17 protein-coding genes are annotated in these 25,227 nt (G+C 60.0%); 1 reads left to right on the top strand and 16 read right to left on the bottom strand.

The window, feature by feature from the left end; translation table 11 throughout:
- The 5 genes from CV013_RS15765 to CV013_RS14320 form a co-directional block, all read right to left on the bottom strand.
- The gene (locus CV013_RS15765; RefSeq protein ID WP_190276577.1) at positions 1-150 is read right to left on the bottom strand and encodes a hypothetical protein; all 150 of its coding nucleotides are present in this window, start codon (positions 148-150) and stop codon (positions 1-3) included.
- Between the two features lie 186 nt (positions 151-336).
- Positions 337-1,071, bottom strand: a complete 735-nt coding sequence (locus tag CV013_RS14335; protein ID WP_102156388.1) for a lytic transglycosylase domain-containing protein — start codon at positions 1,069-1,071, stop codon at positions 337-339.
- Positions 1,059-1,628 carry a S26 family signal peptidase gene (locus CV013_RS14330; protein ID WP_102156387.1) on the bottom strand — a complete coding sequence of 190 codons (570 nt, stop codon included), beginning with the start codon at positions 1,626-1,628 and terminating at the stop codon, positions 1,059-1,061. The genes CV013_RS14335 and CV013_RS14330 overlap by 13 nt, the downstream gene beginning before the upstream one ends.
- Positions 1,625-1,837 (bottom strand): helix-turn-helix transcriptional regulator, encoded by a 213-nt coding sequence (locus tag CV013_RS14325; protein WP_102156386.1) that lies wholly within the window; start codon positions 1,835-1,837, stop codon positions 1,625-1,627. Before CV013_RS14325 ends, CV013_RS14330 begins: the two co-directional genes overlap by 4 nt.
- A 194-nt stretch (positions 1,838-2,031) precedes the next feature.
- A complete protein-coding gene (locus CV013_RS14320) occupies positions 2,032-2,358 on the bottom strand; it encodes a DUF736 domain-containing protein (protein WP_102156385.1) in 327 nt (108 codons plus the stop codon).
- A gap of 253 nt (positions 2,359-2,611) precedes the next feature.
- On the opposite strand from CV013_RS14320, the gene CV013_RS14315 reads away from it, so the two are divergent.
- A complete protein-coding gene (locus CV013_RS14315; RefSeq protein ID WP_157935789.1) occupies positions 2,612-3,442 on the top strand; it encodes a hypothetical protein in 831 nt (276 codons plus the stop codon).
- 75 nt (positions 3,443-3,517) lie between these two features.
- Here the strand turns inward: CV013_RS14315 and CV013_RS14310 are convergent, their stop codons facing one another.
- From CV013_RS14310 to CV013_RS14265, 11 genes are all read right to left on the bottom strand, one after another.
- A complete protein-coding gene (locus CV013_RS14310; RefSeq protein WP_102156383.1) occupies positions 3,518-5,338 on the bottom strand; it encodes a ParB/RepB/Spo0J family partition protein in 1,821 nt (606 codons plus the stop codon).
- A 101-nt stretch (positions 5,339-5,439) separates the two neighbouring features.
- On the bottom strand, positions 5,440-5,880 hold the full coding sequence (locus tag CV013_RS14305) for a DUF2958 domain-containing protein (RefSeq protein ID WP_102156382.1): 441 nt from the start codon (positions 5,878-5,880) through the stop codon (positions 5,440-5,442).
- Positions 5,877-6,875, bottom strand: coding sequence for an ArdC family protein (locus CV013_RS14300; RefSeq protein WP_102156381.1), 999 nt, complete (start codon positions 6,873-6,875; stop codon positions 5,877-5,879). The genes CV013_RS14305 and CV013_RS14300 overlap by 4 nt, the downstream gene beginning before the upstream one ends.
- A 398-nt stretch (positions 6,876-7,273) precedes the next feature.
- Entirely contained in the window at positions 7,274-8,065 is a 792-nt protein-coding gene (locus CV013_RS14295; RefSeq protein WP_102156380.1) for a DNA -binding domain-containing protein, read from the bottom strand.
- Between the two features lie 181 nt (positions 8,066-8,246).
- Positions 8,247-8,606, bottom strand: coding sequence for a DUF2285 domain-containing protein (locus CV013_RS14290; RefSeq protein ID WP_223805404.1), 360 nt, complete (start codon positions 8,604-8,606; stop codon positions 8,247-8,249).
- A 58-nt stretch (positions 8,607-8,664) separates the two neighbouring features.
- Positions 8,665-9,567 carry a helix-turn-helix domain-containing protein gene (locus CV013_RS14285; RefSeq protein ID WP_102156379.1) on the bottom strand — a complete coding sequence of 301 codons (903 nt, stop codon included), beginning with the start codon at positions 9,565-9,567 and terminating at the stop codon, positions 8,665-8,667.
- A 251-nt stretch (positions 9,568-9,818) separates the two neighbouring features.
- Positions 9,819-10,094 (bottom strand): HU family DNA-binding protein, encoded by a 276-nt coding sequence (locus CV013_RS14280; RefSeq protein WP_102156378.1) that lies wholly within the window; start codon positions 10,092-10,094, stop codon positions 9,819-9,821.
- A gap of 256 nt (positions 10,095-10,350) precedes the next feature.
- Positions 10,351-10,554 carry a hypothetical protein gene (locus tag CV013_RS15760; RefSeq protein WP_123640024.1) on the bottom strand — a complete coding sequence of 68 codons (204 nt, stop codon included), beginning with the start codon at positions 10,552-10,554 and terminating at the stop codon, positions 10,351-10,353.
- A 67-nt stretch (positions 10,555-10,621) separates the two neighbouring features.
- A complete protein-coding gene (locus CV013_RS14275) occupies positions 10,622-11,224 on the bottom strand; it encodes an OmpH family outer membrane protein (RefSeq protein ID WP_102156377.1) in 603 nt (200 codons plus the stop codon).
- Positions 11,221-12,018 (bottom strand): SapC family protein, encoded by a 798-nt coding sequence (locus CV013_RS14270; protein WP_102156376.1) that lies wholly within the window; start codon positions 12,016-12,018, stop codon positions 11,221-11,223. The genes CV013_RS14275 and CV013_RS14270 overlap by 4 nt, the downstream gene beginning before the upstream one ends.
- A gap of 20 nt (positions 12,019-12,038) precedes the next feature.
- Positions 12,039-25,220: a filamentous haemagglutinin family protein gene (locus CV013_RS14265; protein ID WP_190276576.1), complete on the bottom strand. Its 13,182-nt coding sequence runs from the start codon at positions 25,218-25,220 to the stop codon at positions 12,039-12,041.
- Between the last annotated feature and the right edge of the window lie 7 nt (positions 25,221-25,227).

Genomic DNA, 25,227 nt, shown 5'->3' with positions numbered 1-25,227 from the left:
TCAATCCGGCCATGGATCGATTGTCGCTTCCAGTTCCGCAGCTTTCGAAAGCGCCATCTGCAACTCCGCTTCGACCTGGCGAAGTTCGACCGGATCGGTGATGCCGCGAAGCTCGGCGCGCAGTTCCTCGATATGCTGTTCGACTGTCATGATTTCCTCCGTCATGTGAAAGACGGAAGGCGGCGCCCGGTATGGAGCGAACCGGGTCAAGGGCCGCGCAGCGGCCGCGCCAGCGGCGATGGGGGTGCCGATTTTGCGGCAGCAAAATTGGGGGAACCATCGTCCTTGAGGCGGTTCGATCCATGCCGGATACTGGGTGGAATTGAGCGGACAACCCTACTTCCTTTCGCGCGATGACGATGGTTTCGGGTCAGCCGGTGGCGGGTTCAGCGGCACGAACAGCCCGTCCGACGCCGGTTGTTCGATGACGGAATCTGTCCGGGCGGGAGCCGGTTCAGCTTCCTTCCGCGCCGCATTTCCGGCGCCGCCGAGCGGAAAGAACAGGCGCGTTCCGGACAGGATCGCAGGCGGCATCAAGGGCGTCGCTGCAACCTCGGCAAGCTGTGCGATGTAGGCCCGCGTCTCGGCCGGGAGCGCCTGCCCGGTGCGCAGATGGCGCTCGTAACGTTCCGGTCCGGCATTGTAGGCGGCGAACAATCCGGGATAGCCGAACCGGTCATACATGGCGCGCAGATAGGCCGCGCCCGCCAATATATTGTCGTGCGGATCATAGGGATCGCCACCCAGACCATGTTGCCGACGCATTGCCGCCCAGGTGCCGGGCATGAGCTGCATCAGCCCCATCGCGCCCGCACGACTGGTGATCGGACGGCCATGCAGATGGGTCAGCCCAGCGCTTTCGGCCTGCATGACGGCGGCGATCCACGCTTGCGGAATCCCGAAACGGCGCGAGGCTTCGGCGATATAGGGCCGCCAGCGCTCGACCGCCGATGCCGCATGGAAACCCGGTTGCGACACGTCTGACGCATCTGCTGTCTGGGCCACGGCAGGCATAGCGAGCGCCAGCGACGCTGCCAGCACGGGCGAAACGACACGGCTCAGCGCAACCATAATGGTGTCGCCTTGCCGATCACGCTCGTCTCATCGACCGGCCCGAAATAGCGGCCATCGAATGAATCCGGATGCCCCATCAGCAGGAACAATCGTCCTTGATGCAGGCGTTCGCAGCCATGCCACCAGGGCAGCGGACGACCCTGCCGATCCACCTTTTTTCGCGTCGCTGTCAAACGCCCGTCGATGAAGATAGCCGGTCCCAGCGCGCAAACTTCGCTCCCCTCGCGCGCGACGACACGCTTCAAAAGCGGCACATTGGCGGGCAGATAATGGCGTCTGGCAGCAAGCCTACGAACGCTGTCCGGCGTATGCACCAGCACCATGTCGCCGCGATCGATGCGCGCACGGGGATCGATGCGCCAGAAGCCGATCGGCGCGCTAGCAGAGGCATTCCAGACGAGACGCGGTGCCGGATTGACCGAAAAATCAAGCAAGGCGGATGTCCCGAGTAAGGCGAGGCCGACAGCACTGGCCAGCAGGAAGGTGCGACTGCGACGCGGGCGTCCGGCGAGCGGCGGCTGCCATTCGAGCAGCGGTAGAGGCGGCCGGGTCATTCCGATGTCCTCGTCTTCGCCCGCCCGGCCGACCAGCTTTCGAGGTCGGCGATATGGTAGCGCACGACGCCGCCATGCTTGCGATAACGTGGGCCACGGCCGCGAACGCGCATCTTCTCGAGCGTGCGCGCGGACAGACTCAGCCATGCGGCCGCCTGCTTGGTGTTCAGGAATGGGCTTCCCGCCCGCGCCTCTCTCGCATCGTCCATCGCCGGTCTCCCGCCAGGATTACTTTAGGGGTGTCACGCGGCCGAAGGGGCAAACGACCGCGTGACGAAGCGACGATGCGCGCAGACTGGCGGGCTGTGAGCGCTCGATTCTGCGATCCGCAAAATCGTTAGGGAACGGGAGGAGAACGCCGCGAAAGCCCCCACGTCGCTTGGGCGTGGGGGCATCGGCGCATTCAGTCGGCGGGATTCCAGATCAGGGCATAGACATCGTCATCGTCCTGCTCGGCGGCGCGGCCGAGATTGACGTAGATGCGGCGCGGGCCGAATTCCGGCGCGGCGATAGCGAGCGAGACATAATCCTTGCCCGAACGTTCGCCGGTCCTGATCCAGCCTGCGCCGAGTTCGACCGGCCCGGACAGCACCCGGTAATCGGGCTGGTTGGGCGCGGATTTGGCGCGGTTGGGGACGATTTCGACATCGGTGCGGATCGAGAGCGTCCTGATCTGGCCCTTGTAGACATCGGTATCGGGATCGCGGGTGACATAGCCGATTGCAGACATGGTGTAGGTCCTTTCGTGTGTTCGCCGGAGCCGATCCCCGGCGATGAGCGGACCGTGATGGACGGCACGGACGGACTGCATCCGAAGGACCGCAGCGAAGTGGAGGACCGCCGGGGCGGGCTATTTTGAAGCGCAGCGGCGCGAGGAGCCGCAGCGGAGCGGAGGCGGGGAAAATAGTCCGGCCCGGCGGTTGCGGGCAGGCCGGGACCGGCCATAGGTCCAACGGGAAAGAGCCGCGGGCACGCTCCGGCACATGCGAAAACAGGGGCAAACACCTGTTTGCCTGATTGCACATGCCGAGCAGACTGATAGTGTTCGCCAAGGCCAATCCGGCCCGACCTGTCGCCGGGTCAAACGGAATCACGATACCCAAGCGACGAGCACCGATCCTTCCGGGCCGTCATGTAATCGGCGACTGACGGCTGCCCAGGAAAGGAACGGTCTCATGGCCGCTTTACTGCTTACGCCCGCCAATCTGCGCACCGTGAAGACGCGCCTGCGCGAGATTTGTCCGGCGATCAAATCCGCCCATCTCAGCGAAGCGCTGGCCGCCGCGTGCGGCTTTCGCACGCATGCCGCCTTGCTCGCTGCGCTCAAGGATGCTCCGGATCGCTATCCGCCGCTCGCCAGAACGAGCGAGCAAAGGTTTGCTGAACGCCTGCGCGACTTCAGGGCGGAGTGTTCCGTCCCCCTGACGAAACTGGTCCGGGACATACTGCCCGATCCGGTCTGGCAAGCCTTCCCCCGCCGCGACCGGGCCGCGAACGACAACTGGTTTTACAGCTGCCAGAGACGAAATATCCCTTTCGTCTATCTCCATATCGGGCGCAAATATTGGCGGCTCAACTGGGACTGCATCTCAACCGAAGACAATTATGACGGACATGTCCGGGGCGATGCCGGTAACGAGTTGATGCGCGCCATGTTCAGGCAGTTTCAGGACCGTGCGCGACACGATCCGAGCAAAGCGTTTTTCGAGGGTTCGGCCTTTGTCGGGGACGTAAAAAGGTTGCTGCCGGAAACCGCGAGGGAATTGGCCGACGACTTTTTCGCCATCCTCTATTCGCCGGTGCGCGCCGCTTAAGCTGCGCGCACCGGCGCAGATTTTCCGGGCCTCACATTCAAGGTTTGGAAGGGGCGGCAACGCCGCCCCTTCCCGTCATTCCGCCGCGACAGCATAGGGTTCGACCGGCTCCATTTCCACGGGCTGCGGTGCTGGCAGACCCTTCACATGGCGTTGCACATCCTCCCATTTCACCAGCGTGGCGAAAGGCCGGGCGGTGTAGCTGGCGGCGGGAAAGCGCAGCCATTTGGGCACCCAGCCCTCCACCTTCTTGCGATCATTACTGCCGGTTAAATGATCGCGGATGATGGATTTCTGCGTCTTGATTTTCTCTGCGACATTGGCGTCGGCGGTGTGCTTGCCCGCAACGTCGCGCAGAACCGCATGGACGACCTGCCGGTCGCGGATCAGGTCCAGCAACGCATCGTCGGGCGTCCACAGGCTTGCCATGTCGACGCCAAGATAGCCGCCGACAGCCTCGACCACGGCGCTGCCCGCTTCGAGCGTCTCGCCCATGATGACGGCCAGAACCGCAAGCACGTCGCCGTCCGGCAGTGCAAGCAGCCGGGCAAAGATGGTGCTGGCGTCCTCATCCATGCCGTTGCCGCCGGTGACGGTCGGTTCGTCGGGCGCGAAGCCGAGCAGGCCCAGAACCGCTCGGCGTTTCTCGTCGAATCTGGCTTCGGCAGCGCTCGTCTCGACGCTTTCGGCCACCGCCTCGTTGCGGCAGGACTGCGTCTCTGTGCGCAAGTTCCACAAGGGCGAGCCGGTCACGGCATGGGCGATCATGAGCCGCAGCGCCACGCCGGGATGATCGGTCAGCACGGCGCGGGTGGCGGCATGGCGGTGCAGGTCGATATAGGTCTGCAAGCCGCTCGTCACTTCGGGCCGCGCGTTCTTCGCCGCTTCCCTGTCCGCTTCGCTGGCGTCGGTCTTCGCCGCCTGCGCGCGCGCCTTCCGTGCCTCCTTGGCGGACAGCCAGCCTTCATGCGTTTCGACTTCGCCGCGATGGCTGATGGTGATGAACACCTTGCCGCCCTTGGCCTTGGGCGTCTTTTCATATTCCCAGGAATGGAAATATTGCCCCGGCTCCATGACCTCGACATCGGCCCAGCCCGCTTCGATCAGCGCATTGCGACGGGCGGCAATGGCCGCGTTCTGCGCGCTCCAGAACTGATCGCTGTCGGCGAAATAGCCGTCCTCGCCAAACAGGTCGGTGACGATCCGGCCCTTGTAATCGTCCAGCGGAAAGATCGCCGCCTTGGTCGATATCGACGCGCCGCCGAACAGCCACGCCTTTAATTGCGAGCCGGTCGGCGCATAGGTTTGCGCGTCATCGAACAGAGCCAGCCAGTCCTTCTGCTGCGCCTTGCTGGCCAAGGTCAGATGGCGGACGGTCCCGGCGTCGATTTCCTCCCTGCGATAGAGATCGCGGATGCGCGGGACGAGATTGCCGAGCGCGAGAATGCGGCGGACATAGAGATCGGTCAGCCCGAAGGTCTGGCCGATCTGTTCGGGCGTCCGCCCTTCCTTCTGCACGAGCCGGGTGAAGGTCTCCCATTGGGAAACCTCGTCGGGATCGAGCCGGGCGATGTTCTCGATCAGCGAGGCTTCCAGCGCGGATGCATCGTCGCCGTCCTTCATGATCGCACAGGGCAGCGGATCGGCTTCGCCGTTCTCCTGCGCGGTGATCTGCGCGGCATGGAAACGGCGCGATCCGGCGACGATCTCGAATGTCTCGGGGCTGCCTCCCTCGGCATCGCTCGGGACAGGCCCCGGTCGCACCAAGAGCGGCACGAGCACGCCGCGCGCGCGGATCGAGGGGAGAATGTCGGACACGTCCGGGGCCTTGCGGCCATAGCGCATATTGGCCTTGCTGACCGAGAGCTTGCCAAGTTCGATATTTGCGAGTTGCATGGTTGGGCACTCCTTCTTGGGGTGAACCGGCTGCATCGCTCGATCTTGGGAAGGGTTGCGGATGCAGCCGGGAAAAGCGCGGAAAAGAGTCCGCGCGGGGCTCATCCGTCCGGTGTGGGCGGAATTTCGGGATTGCGGGCTGTGAGCACATCGCGCGCCCGCGCGGCGGTGGCGAGCAGGGCTTCGGCTTCGGTGATGCGGCCTGCGATCCGCGCCGCTTCGGCATAGGCCGACAGCGGAAATCGCGCCTCGAAATACAGGTCGCGCTCGATGCCGAGCCCGCCGGGCAAGCGGACGGATTCGATTTCCGACAGGCTGAACGAACCAAGTTCCGGGCAACCGAACCCAAGGTCGGCCAGTCCGAACAGCGTGTCGCCGTCTTCGTCCAGTTCGCTCGCCAGCCATGTCGCTGCGCCCATCGGATTGAACAGCTTGACCACGGGCAGCGGGTCGGGTTCGCGCTTGCCGTCAGCCTGTGCGGCGATCCGGGCGATATCGTTGGCGCGCAAGGCGGCGCGGATTTCAGGGGTCAGGAGGATCATGCCGCCGCCCTCCGCTCGGTGTCTGTGGTGTCGGCGTCCTCGGCATCGCCAAAGGCGAGAATGAAATCGGCGGCCTTGCTGGCGTGGCTGGCGGCGCGGAAGATCGCGCGATTGTCCTCACGGCAAACGTCGAGCCACGATCCGACATAATCGGCGTGGCGCACGGTCGGCACGATGCCGAGCGCGGCACAAATGAAGGCGGCGGAGATTTCGGCGCACAATTCTTCGCGCGCATAGGGCTTCGATCCGAAACGGCCCGACTGGTCGCGGCCCAATCGCTTGGCGTGGCCGGTCCAGTGCGAGAGTTCGTGAAAGGCGGTGCGATAGAAATTGATCTGATCGCGGAAGGCGGGCTGCGGCGGCACGGCCACGAAATCGCCGCCGGGCGAATAGAAAGCCTCGCTGCCGCCGATGCGGAAATCCGCAGCCGTGGCTTCTATCAGCGCCTCGGCATGGGGGAGAATTTCGCGGGTCGGCAGCGGCGCAGGATCACGCGCCAGCGCCGTTAGGGTTTCTGGGCGCAAGCCTTCGCATTGCGCCACGTTGAACACGGTGAACCTTTTGAGGAACGGGACCGCCTTGGCATCCTCGCCCGTCTCGCGCGCCTTGGTCTTTTCGGCTTCGGGCACGAAACGGTCGGCATAGACGACCATCGTTCCTTTCTCGCCCTTGCAGACATTGCCGCCCGCTTCCAACGCCTGTTTGAAGGTGAGCCAGTGCTGCGAGGGGTAAGCGCCGCCGATCGCCGCACCCCATAGGAGCAGGACGTTGATGCCTGAATAGCGCCTGCCGGTCAGCGCGTTCATCGGCAGGCCGGGGCCGCCCGTGACACGCGAATCCCACGGCTGCACCCAAGGAAAGCGGCCCGCCTCAAGCTCGACTATGATCCGCTGCGTCACCTCGTCATAGAGATTGACGCGCGGGCCTGCCTCGCCCTTGCGGGTGGAAACCCTGCTGCCCTCGCCCCGCGCGCGGCGCTTGCCGGAAATGCCCATTGCCTGCCTCCTTCACTGCCAAACTCCGCCGCAGTTCCCGCCAGGCGTGGCGGGTGGGCGGCAGAAGCGACCGGACAGGCCCGTGCGAAGCGGCGGGCGGCACCTGAAGGGGCGAAACGAAGTGAAGAAGCCGGAGCGCGAGCGAAGGCTTGCCGCGCGCCGCGGCGGGCCTAGGAGGGCGCGCCGTCCACCCGGTACGCCCAAGGGACTGCCAACAAACAGCGTCGCAGCGCCGGTCAGGCGCGGCGGGCCATATCACCGGGAGCGCCAGCTCCCGGACATGCGTCAGCGATCGTCATCCGAATGGACCGGGACGCGAAGCGGCCCGGCAGAGCTTGATGCTCATTGGCGTCAAGCGGCGTAGAGCGCGATCGCCCGCTCGCGGGCGGGACGCCAGGCTACTGCCACACACTCCATTGCAACAGACGAGGCCAGCCATCATGGACGAGATAACGGGCCGTCCGCACCATCCGATAGACCCGCATCCGCAAATAGTCGGATCGTCCGTTCCAGTCGGCATCGACGCGCTCGTGGCCCCAGAACAGGCAGGCAATATCGCGCTGGCTCAGCCCCGCGCAATGGGCGTCCCAGGCGCGTAACACCATCGTCCAGCGCGGAGCACGCCGGCCCGGCAGGCAAAATCCGGACATGAGACGACCTGTTTCACGCAGCATCATCAGTTGCCGTAGCGCCAAAAGATGTGGGTGACGATGGCCTACGGGAAGAGGATAGCGAAGCCGCACCGGTCCCCGCGACAACGTCCCCTCCAGTACCGCCAGTCGCAGCCGGGCGGTACCATCGGCGATCAGGACATGCTCCACGCCTCCTTGCCGCAGGAGAGTTACCGGAAGTGCAAGGGCCCGCAGATCGAAGCCGTCGACGGCCGTCAGGGCGACAATGGGCAAGACCGAAGCATCGTATTGCCAGGACCACTGGACCGTCGCAATCATAGCCGAACCGGATGGCGGCAAAGCAAAGCACAGTCCCGGCAGCGCAGGATTTCCTCCGCCTCGTAGAAGGGTAATATTGTCCGACAGCAGTGAGGATGCCGGGGCCGTCGCGGTCTGGCGAACGAATTGACGCCGAGCGAATTCCCAGGCGAAGGTTGCCCGGTCGGCTTGCGTCAGCGCGACATATGCTTTCTCATTTGCCCAGGACGAAGCCCCGGACAGCCTGACGGCCTTGCTCATGCATCCTCTCCCCCGCCGCTTCGTTCACACACGATCGGTCGGAACCGGCAGGCAGCTCAGGTGCCGCGCCGCATAGCGAGCGGCAGGCCGGTCAGGCACTCATCTTTGAAGGATCGTTCGTAACAGGCTTCCATAAATGGACGATGATCGTTCCATTTGCGGTATAAAGACGCCCTAGAATTCACCCGATTTCACGATTTGCGGGCAGACTACGAGGGCGCGCATCGGCAAGGATCTTGTGATAGCCATGGTCGCGCATCCATTCAGCGCGCGACAAATGGGCTGCGTGAATGGCGCGCGCACCTATCGGGTCTCGTTCCGGATCGAGATGAAGAATGATTCGGGCGGCTTCGGACCATACCGCCCCATCGGCCTTAGCATCAAGCAGCCGCAAATAGACGATAAGCAGCCGATAATCATAGTCGGTCGGATCTTCCGACATGGGCGGCGCTGCAAGAAGCTCGGGTTCGAGACTGGGCCGCGGTCGCATGAGGTTCCATTCCTGATGTTCAGCTTCGCCGGGATTCGCAACCCACATCATAATTTCGCACCCTTGATGATGGAAGAGACGACACGAGAGGAGTGAGGTGAGACTTCAGTCAACGGTGATCGAGCCGGAAGCGTGACGGCGTGACGCCAAGGAGCTTGCGGAAATGCCCGGCGAAATGGCCGTGGCTCGCAAAACCCGCCGTATGAGCGATCTGGGTTATGGAAAGGTCGGTTGTGAGCAGCAGCGCCCTCGCCCGTTCTATACGGCGTGCAACAAGATAGCGATGTGGCGGCAGGCCTGTGGACTGACGAAAGGCCAATCCGAAATGATGCGCACTAAGGCCAGCAACGGCTGCTAGATCCCTGATCGAGAGATCATCCTCCAGATGCGCTTCTATATAGTCGATCACCCGGCGCAGCCGCGCTACGCCCAGTCCACCGCGCAACACAGAAGGCGCAGCTTCATTTCCGGCATAGTGCCGAAACAGATGGATGATGGCGGCCTTGGCCAGGCTTTCGAGGAAAAGCCTTCCATCCGGTCCACCAGTTTCAAGTTCGCGCTGCCAGATCGGAAAGACGTGCTGGATGTCTGGATCGACGACACCTACAGTCGGGCGCAGGACAGAGCCCGACCTGCCGAAAGTTTCCAGCCCCACGCGATCAATGATGTGCTGATCGATGGCAAAGATCAGGAGTTCGGGCACCCCCTTCCAGCGCTGATAGAAGGGGTTGCTGCCCGGATTGATATGGGCCATGCCCCGTTCGACCCGGGTCGTTCTTTTCCGGTCGCTGCCCGGCGGACACCATTCAAGATCCATCGCAGATCCAAGATGGACAGCTATACTGAGCTGCGCGCCGCCGATGGAACGACCATCTTCGTTTTCAGTCAGCGTACTGCGCATGACATGGATGCCGTCATGGGAAAGGCTTGTGAGCGGCACAAGCCGGGATGAGCGCTCAGGGCTGCTGAAGTCAATCAGTTCGGGTTTTCGAGCCTTGCGCAAGCGAAACATGATGTAGGGCAAAGGCGCTCAGCGACGCCGCCGCGAGGACCGGCTATCCCTGAAAGGGTCCACAGTGCATTCGATAGATGACTGACAAGGACGGATGATATTGCTGGTCCGACATTTCGGAATTCTCTTTCCGGGCATCCATATCCAGAAGGCGGAGTATATTGCCGCGCGCTTCAGTTTCGGCGCATTGGTATTGTCGAACTGCATGGATCATCCGGCCAACGCTCGCCAGGTCGAAAGCCTGTTGCCGATTATCTGTTCAGCTTGTCTTTGAGCGCCTTGGCGGGGCGGAAGGAGATACGATTGGCGGCACGAATGGTCATCGGTTCGCCGGTAAGCGGATGACGCCCTTCACGGGCCGGCATATGTTTCACCTGGAACTTTCCGAAGCCGTTGATGGCGATTTCATCACCGTCGGCTGCGGCATCTCCGATGGCGGTAAAGACGCCATCAACAATCCTTTTTACATCAGTTTTCGACAACCTGAACTGACCAGACAAAAGTTCAACGAGTTCATTTGCAGTCATTTCTACAATTCGACTTTCGTTTGTAAGGAAATGAAGACCTTGCGACAAGCAAGCTACGGCATTCCGGCACGTGCCGGGCCAGTGAATGAAAAAAATCTGGCGTGAGTACGGAGGGAGCCGAACGCCCACGCCAGATCAAGGTTATAGCACGAGCATAATGAGGGAACTGCCCGCACCTGAAGGTGCATTTCATGAAAACTATAGCTTGCCAGCCCGGCAAGCAGTTGCCCGTTGCCGGACAGGAGCGAGACCGCTTTTAGTCATTGGCATGGTGTTGACTGTCTGCCGCCAACGGCGACACTCTTCCCCCGAACATGGAGGGCCCTGTAGTCGAAAAAACCATGCCATAGCCTTCGACTACGCGAACAGCCTCAGCATGAAGAATACCAAATACATAAAGCGCCACTAGTGAAGTTAATACAACGCCAGTGATAAACGCTATTAAGGAAAGCAGGATCATAGAGAGCATAGCACGCCACCTTCATTCCCAATGCAATTTCTAAAATCAGCGCCCAAACTTACGAGAGCTAATCCTCGGAGATATGTTCGCGCTCGAAAGTGATCGTCTGCACTCTTGCATCCAGCCCTCGCACCACATCGGCCGTGAGATCATTCGAAAAGTTGCCGCCAAGAACCGACTTTCGATCAACCAGCAACCCGCAATCCCGCTGCCGATAGACATCGGCGATCACCGGCTGAAGATAGTCCGAAACTTGCTGGAGCGCTTTCTTGCGGGTGAGGTTGATTTCCCGTGACCGCAGGTCCGCTTTGGCCGTGACCGGTTTCAATTGCTCCGCCAGCGCTTGCGAACGACGTTGGCGTTCCTCCAGCTTCAGACTGGCCGCTTCGGAGCGAAGCGCGACAACCTGCCGATCGATAGGTGCGCGTTCGGCGGCGATTTCCTCCTGAGCCGCTTTGAGAAGCGTGGCCAGACGCTCATTCGCCGCTTTCGAGACCTTCGCGTTGGCGAGCACCGCCTCGCGCGAAAGCAGGCACAAGCCCGGAACCACCTTGCCGCCAAGGCCAGCTACGTCATCCGCAGCCAGAGCCGCCGTTGCCCCGCTTAACGTCGTGGCAGACACCAGGAAGGCTGCTACAAAGAAGCGCTGCAAAGTATGTTTCCGGTTCATGCAGCAGTCTCCATATCTGATTGCGCGAAGGCGCCTTTGCGACGCTCTTCGCGCTTGCGACCCAGGGCTGCGAACCGGCCAAGCGAAGCAAGATGATAATGGATCAGCGCCAGCCAGTTCTTCTGGTGCCAGTCGAGAACAATATCGTCGGGAAGCTCCATAAGGCGTTTGGTGTCGACGACCTGAAAACCCGAAATCGAGAGCCTGTCGTTCCCATCAGGTCCCGACATTTCCGCCCGACGATCGGTCAAAATGCCGCTTTCGACCAGCGCCACGCCAAAGGCTTCGGTGTTCTGCGCATCACGATGAAACTGATCGCAAAAAGCCATAAGCCGCTTGGTGTAATCAGAGGGTTTGCCATCAACAAACAGGTGGTGAATGCTGTTCCCCGCAGCCTCGGCATCGCCTTTGACGACACGATCCGATGCCGCATCCACCATCAGCACCACATTCTGATCTTCACCGACTGTTACGGTCGAGAAGGGATAGCGGCGTACATAGGCAGGGATATAGACATCGCTTGCCCAACGGCCATTCTCGACGAACAAATTGGCATCCTTGACGCCCACCAGCGCCACTGGCGCGGCCTTGGCACCGGCAAACAGGACCGGGTAGTCATGGCTGGCCGTCATGATTTCGCCGACGGACAATGGTATGCTCACTGCATCGGCGGCAAAGCTGTAATCCCCTTCCCTGATCTTCCAATCACCGTGGGTGTTGGATGAAACCAGCAGCGGTTCCTTAAAGAAGAGCGGCAGCCGCCCTTCGGCGCCCTTGTTCTGTGCGCGTGCCATTGAATTTATCTCCAAATCAATCAGTTGTAGGCGTAGTTATTGGCTTCGATCATGATCGTACGATCATCGATCAGCACTGCTCGCAGGCCCTGGCCAAGAAGCCGGGACATCGCTTCGCGCAGCGTCATCGACCCACGGACCGGTTGTGAGCGGAAATTGGCAGCGACATCCGAGCTGTAAAGGATGTTATAGCCCGAGAGCCTCCCCATCTCCTTCATCGCATCATCCAAACCGACCGCGGCAATGTCGAAATCCAGCTTTCCGTTGGACCAGACGGTCGGCACCCGCCCAATATCGGCGCGTTCGGACGAGGAAGAGGACACCGAGCTTTGCGGATTTCCAGCCGCAGGAGCGCATTGCTCCCGCTTCCGCCCATCCTCGCATTCGCTATCGCCATAACCGGTGACCCGGACTTCGATTAGCGACGGCGTGGTCGAAGCGGCATTCCGGCGCACGGATTCCGCCAGATCCTTGAGCAAGTCGCCTCCCAGCAGCGATTTGCTGCCGATATCACCAACATCGAGCGAGGTTGGAGGCGCGGCGGGAGCTTCGGGAAGGCCCGTGGTGCGGCCCGCCACGTCGATATTGTCGAGACCGAGGACTTCGATGGCGAAGACATTGAGGTTGCCGGAAACACGGATACCCGCATCCCCTGCATCGACCACGCCATAATTGGCGACAAGATCGACGTCTGCCGGAGGCACACCCGGCGTGCTTGCCAGCGTACCGATGCCCGCTCCGGTGGGAAGCCCCGCCGGTGAACGGTTCAAATTAGCCAGTTCGTCAATCGAGCGGTCATAATAAGGCGGCGCGATAGAGGTCTTGGCGCCATTGCCTGCGGCAATATCGCCATAGGAAGACCACATCAGCACATTGCCGCCCTGACTGGTCAGCACTCGCGCCTGATTCACATCGATATCGCCATGGGAGAGGACGTTCACCTCACCCCCGCCCTGCGTCACGATACCGGCGCGCAGCGCGTTGCCCTGCGGGTTATTCTCCGAAGGCTGGCCGATCTGGTCCGCCGTCGCCGCCGCGCTGGCAAGGCGGACAAAACCGCCCGGCGCCACCACAGAGACATCGCCCCCCGCATTGGACAGGATGGGCGCGGCAAAGATTTCCAGATTGCCGTCCCAGCGCGATTCCCCATCGGCCAGTTGCTCGTCCGCCGCCTTTTGCGCGCCCGGATACAGCGTGGCTATGGCGTCATAGCCGCGATTGACCGAACCGGCGCGGTCGCTGTCCAGGTCGTTCGCCTCTCGGCTGGAGGTACGCATTTCGAGGAAGAGTACGGAGCGGTAAAACGGCGTCTTGTAGACGGTATTCAGACCATCCCAATAGGCCAGCGCCTCATCCATATAGGCGGCCTGCTCTTCGGCAGAGGCCAGAGCCTCCAGCCCCTGAAGCTCGCGGACATAGTTGACGAGACCCTGACGCTGCTCAGGCAGGAAATACTCGCCTTTCAGCCCCTCTTGAGCCGACTGCGCCGCCGTGTAGCGCGGGATGAGGGCATCGAAAGGGGTTTCCTGCGCGGCAGGCAGGTTCACCCAGTACTCCCAGGCCGTATCCAGATAATTGCGCTGTGCTGCCTCGTCGGGCAGAGCCTCCAGCCCTTGCAGGGAGCGAATATAATTGACGAAGCCTCCCGCCATTTCACCCGTTACGACTTCAGCCTTGGCACCGTTGCCGCGCGCATAATAGCTGTCGAACAGATAGAAGGGCAGTTCCTCCCCGCTACCCAGATCAACGCGGAGATAATCCGCCATGTCGGCCATGAATTCGGGGTCGAAATAGGCCGCCTCGAAGGCTTCATAGTCCGGCCTTTGGTTATAGCCGACACTGATGGAAATATCGGCGGACTTCATGTCCGGGTCGATCTCCACAAAGCCGAAATGGCCGGAATTGTCGATGCGGACCATATCCATCAGCACATCGCTGGTGATACCTCTGGCGTTATCCGGTATCCAGAGATCTGTCCCGGCTTCGATTTCCAGCCTGCCCTCACCAAAAGCCGCGATATAGCCACCCAGGCCTGACAAGGTCGCGGCCGGTGTTGTTGGCGCGATATAGTCGCTGAAATAAATGCCCCCGGCGGCCGTGACCTGCGTTACATCACTGGCTTGGCTGTGACGTACGAGCAGTTGCGGGAAATAGATATTGCCGCCCGATTTTATCCATGTCTGTTCAGCAGAATAAACCCCGCCCAAAAGATTGATGTTACCTGCCCCAGTATAGATCCGGCTTGGTTCACTATCCCCTTCATGCAGCAATAGGTTCAGGCCTGCGGGCCGCGCAGCATAACCTTGGTAAAACGCATCGTCCTGGGTGACGAGATCACTGGTCGAATAAATGCCTGAGATCGCACTATGATAGTTGCCCGTCCATATGCGAACCTCACGCGCCGCACGTTCGGCGGCTGATGTCTGCACGTCCAGAACGTCTGCAGCCCGCTGGTAAGTGCCGATCTGGACGCTGCCCTGCGCGAGAACATCGAGATTGCCATATTGATAGGGCGCCATGGCAAAACCGCCCAGAATGTTCACATCACCGCCGGCCGCGACTAGTTCCACCGTGCCGCCCCATGTCTGCGCCGTCACGGTAGTATTGGGAACATTGACACTCCTCTGGCTGCTGTAACTGATATAATAAGGACTGCCAATTTCATCATGCAGGGCCGCCGACGTGATATTATAATCATTATTGCGCGTTACGATATCGCCGCCCGCCGAATAGAAAGCCACGCGGGCTTCCGCCCCGCCGGTCGCGGTTTCGATGTTGAGGTCACCGGCCGACTTCACTTGCAGATCGCCCGCTTCATTGGCGTAGAACAGGGTGTAGAACGGATTGTGTCGGATCACATCAGTCGGATCCTGATCGTAATGGCACAATTCGCTGCTCGACGGACAATCATCATAGGGAACGATCGGATCTGCGGTGGACAGCAGAACAACCTCACTGCCTGAAACGATGGCTCCGCCAGAGGTGATGCGGGCAGTGCCGGTAACATCATAAATGCCCCCGGCGATGTCGCCACCCGCACGTACATCCATGTCCATGGCCATGACTGAGAGATTGTCGATCTTGCCACCAGCAGCGATGAAGGCGCTGCCTTCAGTCAGAATATCGGTCGCAACAGTCTTGGCCACATCGTCATGCGCGATGATATCGCCCGCGACATCGACCATGATCGAAGACCCAGCACCCGTCGTCTGAAGCGAAGAAGGTCGCTGTTCCAGCACCAGATCGCGCCCGGCCGCCACAGCAATAGCCGCACCGTTGGTGCCGACCACATAACCCTGAGGGTTATAGGTCTGCACAAGCGTGGCGTAGTCATCATTGTCGTAGTTTGACCGCCAGGAAACGATCCAGTCCAGGGGATCACGGGTATAATAATCCGTATCGGCATAATCTTTAGCGCCCGCCGCATATTCGATCAGCGCGCCAGTGACCGGATCGATATATTTTCCGGTAGTGAAATCACGCTCCAGTTCAACGCCGAGAGAGCCGTCGGCGTTGAGATTATAGAGAGCACTCTCCGCCCCATTCACTCGCAAATAATATGGCGCTGCATCAACGGATTGTTCAATTTCAAAATAATATTTGTTAATAACATCCGGGTAATTTCCCAGCATATAGTTCACAAATTCGACATAATATGGCTTATTATTCTCCTCATTCCCGTTCACTCTGCGTCCGTATAATTCGGTCAACTTCACCACCGCTTCATCAGAAAGTTCGGACAAAGCCTCTGCATCCCTCAGGATACGAGAGTTGATATAAGTCAGACCGGCATAGTATGTCCTAGTAGCATTACTCGATTGCACGGCGTAATATTCTGGATTCGTTTCCAGGAAATTCTTAATTAAATAATATCCTTCAACATAGTCATCAGGAATGCCGCCTTGATTAAAAACAACATCCTCTGCTGAGTAGTAATATTCCATCACCTCCGCGTCAGGAAGAGTAATGCCTTTCGAGAAAATCCACCCATCGATGATAGAAAACAGCTCAGAGAAGCCTGACGCGTAATCAACTCCGCCAACCTCAATGGTCATGTCGTAGTCATTGGCATTGAGCATCGTGATGTCGAGTGCATCCACCTCACCGCCGATAATCACCGAACCCGTACCATCCGCCAGCAGGCTCTGCGTCAGAACCGCCAGCACGGCCGGACTGTCCAGATTGGCGCCCGCAACCAGATTGATATCCCAGTTGGAACCGCTGGCCGTATCGGAATCCGTCAGATTGGCGTTGATCAGCAGATCGCCCGAAGCGCGCAGCGAAAGCACGCCCGCGCGATCGTCCGGCCCGAAACGCAGGGAGGACAAGTCCCATTCCTGGGCCAGTTCGATATCGCCCTGATTGCGGATATCGATGCCGGGGATGAGTGAGACGGAACCGAGCCGGTTTTCCACCCCATTGGCCAGCGCCGCGTTCATGAAATCACTCGCATCGCCTTCCACCGTGTCGATCACGGCCTGGTCGATGACAGCGACGTCCTCATAGACCGCATAGGCTTCCGCCACGGCCCGATCCGCGCCAGTAATCGTGCCCGCAAGCTGCGTGATCGCGACATCGTTGGAGCCAATCTGCGGCGCGCGGAAATGAACAAGGCCGCCCTGCGCTTCCTCGCCTTCCGGCCCAGCCATGCCGCTGACATCGATCAGCGCGCCGGAGGCCATCGAGATCGCGCCGCCATTGGTCCCTGCGGTTTCGATCCGCACCTTGCCGCCCGCGCCGCCCTGGGCTGTTGCCGCCGCGACCAACGCGGAACCGCCCGCCAGCGTGACATCCTCCGATGCCGCCAGCGCAATCGTACCGCCCTTTGCGCCCGTGGTGGTGACGCTGCCCGTCACATGGATCGCGCCGTCATTCACGACCAGCGACAGCCCTTCCACTTCGGTCGTGCCGTCCAGCGTGACATCGCCGGAAAGGATTTCGAAGCTGCGCTGCCCGTTCAGCCCGCCAGCGGTCAGCGTATCGCTCAGCCCACCAAAATCGGCCAGCGAACCGATCAGTAGGTCGAAATCCCCCGCCGAACGGCCTTCCGCCGCGCCGCCGCTGAGCGTGCCGTTCAGCAGCGCATTGCCTTCCACCACCGAGATGGCAAGCGCCCCGGCATCGGCCGCTTCGCCGCCCGAAATGTCGATCAGCGCGCCTTCGGCCTGTACCACATCGCCATGATCGGCGGTAAGGTTGACCCTGCCCGCGTCGACACCGATGGTGACATCGTAGAGCGCAAAGGACGTGCCGGAAACATCAACCACGCTGCCTTCGCTCAAGGCGATATCGCCATCGCGCGCCAGCATCGAAACCGTGCCGCCATTGAGCGCGATCCGGCCGTTATGGGCGATGGCGGACCCGTTCAGCGCCAGCGTGGCGCCGAAACTGTCCGCCGCCGCAATTTCCGCGCCTTCCACCTGGTTGACCGTAATCAGGCCCGCCGCATTCACCGCCAGCGCATCGCCGCTGTTCACGGTAAGTTGCCCGGCCTCCAGCGTCAGATTGCCCGGCAGGGTAAGCCCGCCATCATCCCGGCCCATCATCCGCCCCGTGGCGGTGAGGGTTACGTCATCGGCGCCGGAGATGGCCTTCATCCCGCCCGACAGCGTGATGTTTTCAGCGGTCATCACCAGTCCGGCACTGCCGCCCGTGGCAACCGCCTGCCCGCCGTTGCTGTTGGCGAGTGTGAGGTTGCCCGCCTGGATGCGGGCCGTGCCGCCCATATTGTCAAGCAAGCGGATTTCACGCGCATCCAGCGTAAGATCGCCTTCAGTCACGAATTCCACATCGCCGTAAAAATCGATGCTCGAATAGCTCTTGAGCGCGACATCTTCAGCGCTTGAGAGCACCGCCGCCGTGTCGCCAGTGAAGATCAGGCCGGAAAGAACCGCCGGAACATCACCAATGCTAACCTGAGAAGCCGATGCCGTGATCTGTTTCGCGCCCAGCGTCGCGCCGCCGGCCAACACGGTGTCCGCAGTCGCATCGAGCACGAGCGAACGGCTGCTGAGAAGCGCAGCGCCATCCTCGATAGTCAGCAAGCCTCCTTTGGCGCTGATCGGGGCCAGCCCTTCCGACGCGCGCTTGGCGTTAGCCGCAGCCAGCGCCGCCGGATTGGCCAGCAGTTCCGCCATCGCATCGACTGCGGCACTGTCGCGCAGGAATTCTGCCCGTTCACCCGCCGAAACATGCAACAGCGCGCCCCGGTCGAGATCGGCATGGACGAATACATCGTCATTGGTCGAGGGCGTGCTCTGCCCGGTCTGGAACAGGCCATAGGCCGCATCAATGCGATAGGCTTCGGTCGGAGAGGTCAATCCGCCCGTCGCTTCGACGACTGAACCGGATTTGACGGTAACCCCCCCGATCGCGGCAAAGATCATGTCCGCACCCGACAGCGTGCCTCCGGCCGTATCGATCACCAGATCGCCTGCGCCCACGGCAATCGCCGTGCCAGTGTCGGTCTGATACCGGCTGCCGCCCAACAGAAGGCTTTCCACGCCGAAGCTGGCCAGCTTATCCGCGTCCAGCACCAAATAGTCGGCATAGGCAGATAAATCCGTCTCCGCACCGGACACCAGAATATTCCCCGAGACAATATCGAGATAGCCACCCTTGCCACCTTCGGCTGCTTCTGCATCGATCGCACCATCAAGTGTCAGCGAGGAGCCAGCGACGAACGCCAGTCCGCCGCCGTCATTTGGCGTGCGTGGGAGGGAGTCCACTTCCAGATTGGTCCGCAGCGCAGCCGCAAGGAAGGCTTCAGAGTCGAAATAGCTCGTCGCGCTGGCAGTGTTGTAGGTGGACCGCTTGGCCAGCACTTCCCCGCTCATTACCAGATAGCCATTGGTATATGGGTCGCGATATTGCACCGAACCATCGGCATTGGCAGTAAAGCGATAGCCTGCCTGAATGACCGAGCCGTCCGCCTTGGGCGCGGTCGTGCCCAGCACCATATTGCCATAATCGCCATATTGGTGATTCGCGGTGACCCGATAAGCGCCCGGCAAGCTCGCATATTCAGCCGGAAGCAGCGTATATTCGCCCTCGGGCAACCCGTAGGCGTTCGCGCCGGACAGATAGATTTTACCCAGATCCTGCGCGCCATAGCCATTGCCCGTACCCAGCGGCGTCACATCCCCATCGTAGCCGGGAATGATAGCGAAGATCCCGGAGCTATCAGCAACCCACTCATAGTCCTCATTGCGATAGCCGGTCAGCCAGTCCGTCGTGCCGCCGACACCCGCCACGAATTCGCTGGCCACCAGATCGCCGCCCGCGGAAATGTCCACCACTGCTCCTTCGGCAAAATCAATCACATTGCCCGCGATAGTGACGGTGCGATCGGGCAGATAGGTCAACTCTTCCTTGGTGAAGGGATCAACCCACGTGTCGCCGTTCTGCAGCGTGCCATAGGGGATGATATTGCCGTCAGCCGAAACGGAGGTGAGGCTTCCCGCCAGCAGGCTGATGCTGTCCGCTCCCTCGCTGCCGTCATCCCAGGATTCCAGCGTGATGGAGCCAAGCGGCGAACGGACGATGCCACCCTGCACGATGCGCGGCGCGCGCAAGGTCAGGCTGGCCCCGCCTTCCAGCGGCACCTTGTTGATGTCCGAGCCTTCATCTGGCGGCAGGATGGTGAGCGTATCGCCCGCTTCTACCGTGAAGATGCGGCCCGATGCAGCGTAAAGCTGATCCGCCTTGAGTGTGAGATTACCCGAGGCGACAAGCGCACCTTCCGGCGTATCAAAACTCTTCACATAAGGAATCGTCGGCGTGAAGCGAATATCGCCCCCGCTGTTGAGCGTCACATCCTCGAAACCAAGGAAATCGGCAGAAGTGATATCGATCAGCCTCCCCGCCTCGACAGCAAACGATGTGTCAACATTGTCCGCGGACACTCCCAGCGCCTCAATTGCCGCCGCAAAACGCGCTTCGTCGACATCCGTCGGGAGATTGCCGCCATTTTCGTTCAGCGTGCCGCTATCCAGCAGCCGCACCGTATTGGCCAATATGGTGAAATCGGCATCGGCCTGACCGTAGATGTTGGAAGCCGACAAAACGACTTCATCGATCAGATAACTGCCATCGTCTGCCAGCCCTCCAAGCTGAGATTTCCCGGAAACCACCATCGCACTGCTTGCAGCGATCTGCACACTGCTGAAGCCGCCCGCCGCGATGTTCTGCGGCGAAAGCGACATCGATGTCTGCTCAGTGCTCAAGGTCGGCAGGCCATAGCCAAGTGCTTCGTAAAGCGTCAGGAACGCCGGATCGATTTGCGGCAATCCCGCATAATCCGGCAACGCCGGCAACTCCCCTTCACCAATGTAGAAAATGGGGGCAGGCGCACTGGCCTGAGCATTGTACCAAGCATCGTAATCCGCCTGAATAGAAGTGAGTTCGGGAAGATAGGTTCCTTCCGCAAAATCGAGGCTGTCACTGACGAAATAATCGCCTCCGTTGCCGGTATATCCCCAATCGATCGTGGAAAGATCGACGCCGGCCAGACCATATTGCCAGCCACCGCCCTTGAGCCGATACGTGCCGGACAATGCGCTCTTCAGGCGTGCCCCGGTGTTGGTGGCAACCGCTTCATAATCGCCCGAAATCCATTGCAATGTGAAGGTCCCACCTCGTGCGCCCTCACCGCCGCCCGATGCCAGGAAGGTGATGTTGTTCACATCCAGCGAGGAACCGCTGAAATTGACCGAACCGCCATCAGAAGCGATCGTTGTCAGTTCGCGAACGACACTGCCGCCCACACCTTTCGCAATGTTCAGTTCCGCGCTTGTCCCGGAAACATCGATAATTGCGCCGTCTTCCGCGATCAGCGAATACATGGCGCTTCCGCCGGAATTGACGACGCCGCCATCGAGAACGATGCCGCTAACGAGTTCATTTCCATTGCTGTCAAGCGTACGATCGGTGATCCGCACCGCTCCCGGTGCCAATATGCGCGCTGTGCTTGAAAGCACGCCACCAAGCGAAATCGTGCCAGCTGGCGCCTCGAGCGTCCCCGCAACATTGCCGTAGTAGAGGATGCTGCCGCCGGGATTGACCGTGATGGACGAATCCTCAGGCAGGAGGGCTCCATCCCGTACATCTCCATCCTCCCCAAAGGTATTCAGATGGATCAGGCTGATCTGCGTATAGTCATCGGAGAAAATATAAGGTGTAAAGGCTAGGTCGGCCCCGTCCTGCAAGGCCGCATCGCGATAACCTGGCTCAACATAGCCGATAGTGGTTACGTCCAGAATATCCGCGCCCGGTTCCGCCAACCAGGCGGATGGGACGCCGTCCAGCAATGTCGCCGGATCGAGCTGCATCGTCGCCTTTGTAGCGGAAATGTTCATGCCCGGCGCGATTGTGACTTTCGGCGCGCTCAGATAGACGCCCGAAAACGGCATGTTTTCATAGAAATCCGGTGCAATCAGCGCGGTGATATGCCGGTTTTCCAAATCCTCCGGCAATTCATCGCCAACATAGATTTCGCCGCTTGTTTCAAGCGTGAACTGGCCGTTGCCGCCAAGACCATAGGATTGGGCGTTGAACGCGCCGGACAGGTCGACGCTATCGCCCAGCGCCATGAAGTTGCGGATATAGATATCGCCACCCTTGCCCGCGGTCAGATTGCCCTCGCGGTCCAGATATCCGCCCCCATTGGCGCTCAAACCAACCGTCTCGGGAATGACGAAGGCATAGTCGGCATCCGCCTCATTCACGATCTGGTCGTTATAAAAGCCCATGATCATGATGTCGCCGCCATCGACGATCGGTCGATCGGCCAGCGGAACATAATCATAGAGTTCGAATTCGCTGTACCAGGCCGCACTGGTATCGATGAAACTGTCTGCGGCAAAGGTGATCCCCTGCCCGCGCAGCGCGACATCGCCACCGTTGGTGGTGAGAGAACCACCGAAATACATTGCTCCGGTCCCGATCAGATCGAAGGTCGCTCCGTTCGCGAAATTCAGGTCAACCCCATCCTCGACCACGCTGTAATAGTTGCCGTATGCGCCCTCACCCTTACCGGCAAAGCTCTGCCCCTCTCCCAAGAAATATTGGGTCAACTCATAGCGCCCCATTGTCGAACGCTCGAACAGGTCAGCCGATAGCAAAGTCAGATTTCCTTCGGCATCATAGGAACCCGTGCGTTCCTCTTCCTCGCCGAACAGATCGCCATAAACCGACGTCAGGCTGTCATATAAACCGAAGTCTCCGTCCAGCTGCGCCATCGCGTTGGCAATCAGCAATCGCTGGCTGAGATAGTCCTCGTCATATTCGCCATAAGCGTTGATAATCAGCGCGCCAGCGTCAGGCTGGTTGATTTTCTGGTATTTACCAACGGTTACATCGCCCAGGAACGTGCCCTGATAGACACCGTCGGGTGCCCAGACATTCACCGTACCGGCGTTACCGCCTTCGACATAGCTATCCTCCCACTGCCCGCTCGACGATGACATAAGCGGGACATAGTAGGTTTCCTGCTTCCCCCATTTAGGGTCGTAAACGACCCACTCATTGGCAAGCCCCATGTAGATTTCGTCGGGATCAGCCTCGCGAATGTCGATGATGCTGCCATCAAGCCGGCGCAACAGCGTGGTATAGACATAGCCTTCGTCATAAGTGATCGACCCGCCCGACACGTCAATGACCGCGCCTGATTTCATGATGAAATCGTCACCAACGGCGATTTTCAGCGTGCCACCATCGACGATCATCTGATCAAGGGTTAGCTGGTTGAGATTGTCGAAGGTTTCCCAGTCGACAATCTCCGTACCGTAACGCCGGTCGACCGAAATTTCCTTACGATACAACGGCCCACCATCCTGCACAGGCGAATCCGCGAGCTGGGCGACATAAACCGTACCTGTCACCTGATGATAGCCCATCTCGCGGGTGACATCCCAACCCGACAGGTCGATGGTCGCGCCGCCTTCCATCAGGAAGCGCGATCCATCCTGGCTGTTGGCGTTACCGCTCGCCCCCAAGGGATCAAGCACCGTGGCGTCGGCGTCCACATAGAATTCCGCAGTGCCCGAAGGCATGTAAATCAGCGAGTCATCCTGAAGGTGCACATATTGGCCGGCAACGAACAAATTGCCGACCGACTGATTTCCCTGGGTCAGCGGTAAAGTATCGTCCGCATCAAGATCTGGCGTTATCTGGGTCAGGCTGCCTTTGCCAAAAACTACCGTGCCATTGCCCGCGAGGTTATTTTCGAGCGTACCATTTGTGACCGCCTGATCCTGCATCACGGCCTGGAGGTCGATCAGAGCGCGGAAATTGGCGGTGGATGTCAGCGTGATCGCACCGTTCTGCTCGACATCCCAGCCGCGCATAGTGACATCGCTGCCACCTGTGCCGGTGATGATGCCTTCATTGACGGCGGTAAAACCGATATCCCGCACGCGCGCGGCGCGCAGGGCATCGACATAGTCGGAAACAAGATTTTCCGACGAACCGTTAAGGCCGACCAGAGTATCGCCGACCGTGCCCGGCAGCAGGTCACCCGCCTGATACGAGCCTCCGGTCATGGTGTTGACGAAATCGACCCACTCCGTCGGAATGACGCTGTCCTGCGCATAATAGCGCCGGGTGCTCCGGTCATACTGAACATTAAGGAAGGCTGGTGCCAGATAGTTCAATGAAACCTGACTGTTGGTCACGTCCAATGGGTTATAACCGCTGGTGTAGACATCCAGATTGACACCATCCTGGCTGTCTATGAAGATGTTCTCACCGGCAGCCAGGATGACCTGGCCTTCATCCCGAACACTCAGCACCCCCTTATTGTAGACATTGGGACCAAAGAGCATGATCTTGCCCTTTGCATCGGTACTGATGCTTCCCGCCGCACCCACCGTGACCGCATAATGCTGTGCATCATTCGGATCGACGACTATCGGCTCGTCATTCAGCAGATTGAGATAGCGATCGGTTCGGGCTTCCACCGTCTGGCCGGCACTACCCTGGCCCAGCTCTGGATAAATCCAACTGTTACTGAAGGTAGGGTCCAGCCGTAGCGCACTATTCTGATCGTTTTCCGAGAAGGAAAACAGCCCGCCTCCTTTATTATGGAAACCCAGAAAAGCCGTGTCGCGGATTTCCAGAGCGGACGCTACGACTTGTCCGGCTTCGATAGCACCGTTGATCACCAAGCCGTCCCGCGCGACCAGAAGCAGACCTTCGTCCGCCTTGATCGTACCGTCGAGCGCAACGACACCACCCGCAATACTGCGATTGAGCGCCATCCAGTCATCACCATTCTGATGGATGGTAATGCTCTGGCCTTCCGCCAGATTCATGTCGCTCCAGTTGATGATGGCCCGCTCATCACCCTGGGTGAATTCAAAGCCATTGCCCGCGACGTTCACATCGGCGATGTTCTGGGTCAGAAAATAGCGTTCGGCATTGATCTGTGCGTCTTCGCCGATATCGAAGCCGGTCTTGTCTTCAAGCACGACGATGCCCTTGGCTTCGATCGTGCCGTGAAGCGTCAGATCACCCTGGGCGAGAGCAGCAGCGTTGCCGGTATTCGCAGGTTCGGTCAGGTCACGATTGATGACCAGCCAGTCCTTGGCCTGCTGCTCGAACTTCAGAACCTGATCGGTGGCCACTTCGAATTTCTGCCAGTCGAGCGCTGCTTTCGCCCGGCTCTGCACGAATGTCGTCGTATCGCCATCGATATCGACGTCCGAAATACCCGAGCCGACAACAAGCTGCCGCGTATTGATCAGCGCATCGTCGCCAATCAGCACGCCATTGTCATTGAAGACGTAGACCGAACCGATCGCACGGATTTCACCGTGAATTTCCGCAGCCTGACTGCCATGCACGCGATTGATGACGAACCAGTCGGATGCCTGCTGCTGGAACTCGAGGATTTCCTGAGTTTGGAGGCGGAAATCTTCCCAGTCGAGAATGGCCTTTTTCTGGGTCTGCACGATTGTCATCAGATCCCGGTCGCCCTCCTTCGAGAGAACCGGAAGGTTCGCGCCTTGCCAGACGGAAACCTGACCGTCCGCCCCTATGGTACGGCCCGCCTGCATCCCAACCAGTGTGCCGAAAGGCTGCTCAGCTCTGGCGGAAACCGGTGCGAGCATGTTCATGGCCGCAAGGGCAACGAGGCTCGTACCAAGTTTGAAACGCTTACCGGAGATACGGCGCTTGCGAATGGTGGCGATAGTGACGGACATGAACAGA

It is taken from the genome of Tsuneonella flava, from assembly GCF_002870965.1.
GTDB lineage: Bacteria > Pseudomonadota > Alphaproteobacteria > Sphingomonadales > Sphingomonadaceae > Tsuneonella > Tsuneonella flava.
Note: the sequence above shows the minus strand (reverse complement) of the source record. Positions and strands in the feature narration are given on the sequence as shown.